A 1,655-nucleotide genomic window follows, 5' to 3' on the forward strand; every position below is an offset into this window, starting at 1 on the left:
GCGCCGGCGGTGACGCCCGCGGCGACGTAGCGCTGGGCGAGGACCAGGAGGACGGCGGCGGGGACGGAGGCCACGACCGCGGTCGCCATGATGGCGTTCCACTCCTGGTTGTTGTTGCCGATGTACTTGTAGATGCCCAGCGTGATGGGCCGCATGGTGCCGCCGCCGTCGAGGGTGTTGGCGAAGACGAAGTCGGACCACGCCCACAGGAAGCTGAACAGCGAGACGGTGACGACCGCGTTGCGGCTGACCGGCAGGACGACGGACCTGAAGACGCGCCACGCGCCCGCGCCGTCGATCCTCGCCGCGGCCATGAGCTCGTCCGGGATGCCCGACATGAACGCGCTGAAGATCATGACGCCGAAGGGCACCGCGATGGTGGAGTCGGCGACCACCAGTCCCCACCAGGTGTTCATGATGCCCAGGTCGAGGAAGATGCCGTAGAAGCCCATCGCCATGACGATGCCGGGGATCATCTGCGCGATCAGCAGCAGCAGCCCGACCGCGCCGGCGCCCCGCGGGCGCAGCTTGGCCAGCGCGTATCCGGCGGGCGCGGCCAGGACCAGGGTGAGGGCGACCGTGCCGAGGCCGACGAGGAGGCTGACCCACAGGTACGGGAGCTGGTCGTCCAGTACGGCGCGGTAGCCGCTGAAGGTGGGGTGCAGCGGGAGCAGGTCGGGCGGGTCCTTGCGCATGTCCTGCTGCGGGGTGAGCGAGACGTTGACCATCCAGTAGACGGGGAAGAGCATCACCGCGGTCAGGACGAGCCCGACGACGGTGTTGCGGCGGCTGCCGGGCCGCCGCGCGCGGCGGGGTGCGGGCAGGCCGCGGGGAGCGGGAGCGGTCGTCATGCCGCCTGCCTCCTTTGCACACGGATGTAGAGCAGGCCGAAGGCCAGGGCGATGAGGATGAGGATGTTGCCGACCGCGGCGCCGGGGCCGAACTCCGGCAGCAGCGAGCCGAAGCCCAGGCGGTAGGACCAGGTGGCCAGGGTGGTGGAGGAGTCGCCGGGACCGCCTCTGGTCATGATCCAGATCAGGTCGAAGACCTTGAGGGTGTAGATCAGGCCCAGCAGCACGGTGATCGCCGAGACCGGCCGCAGCAGCGGGAAGGTGATCCGGCGGAACTGCTGCCACCGGCCCGCGCCGTCCAGCGACGCGGCCTCGTACAGCTCCGCTGGGATGTTCTGCAGCCCGCTGTAGAGGATCACCAGGTTGAAGGGGATGCCGATCCAGATGTTCGCGACGATGACCGACGTGAGCGCCCACGAGGGCGAGGTCAGCCAGTCCACCTTCCCGGCGCCCGCCAGGTGGAGGGCGTAGTTGACCACCCCGGACTCGCTGTTGAGCATCCACGACCACGTCGAGGCCGACACGATCAGCGGCAGCAGCCACGGGATCAGGAACAGCGCGCGCAGCGTCGGGGCCAGCCGGAAGCCGCGGTTGAAGAAGACCGCGAGCGCCAGCCCGATGCCGTACTGGAAGAGGATCGACACCAGCGTGAAGACCAGGGTGTTGCGCAGGGCCGCCCCGAAGCCCGGGTCGTGCAGGACCTGGTGGAAGTTGTCCCAGCCGGAGAACGGGGCGCCGCCCTGCACGAACGAGCGCACGGTGTAGTGCCGTACCGACAAGTCCACGTTGCGGTAGAGCGGATAC

At 69.3% G+C, this 1,655-nt stretch carries 2 protein-coding genes; both read right to left on the reverse strand.

What is annotated here, in order from left to right; all coding sequences use genetic code 11:
* Positions 1-749, reverse strand: a 749-nt coding sequence (locus HCN08_RS34405) for a carbohydrate ABC transporter permease (protein ID WP_240970746.1), incomplete at its 3' end; no start/stop codon positions are given.
* Positions 750-847: 98 nt separating this feature from the next.
* On the reverse strand, positions 848-1,655 hold an 808-nt coding region (locus tag HCN08_RS34410), incomplete at its 5' end, for a carbohydrate ABC transporter permease (protein WP_167987306.1).

This window comes from Actinacidiphila epipremni (genome assembly GCF_012034175.1).
GTDB classification, from domain to species: Bacteria; Actinomycetota; Actinomycetes; order Streptomycetales; family Streptomycetaceae; genus Actinacidiphila; species Actinacidiphila epipremni.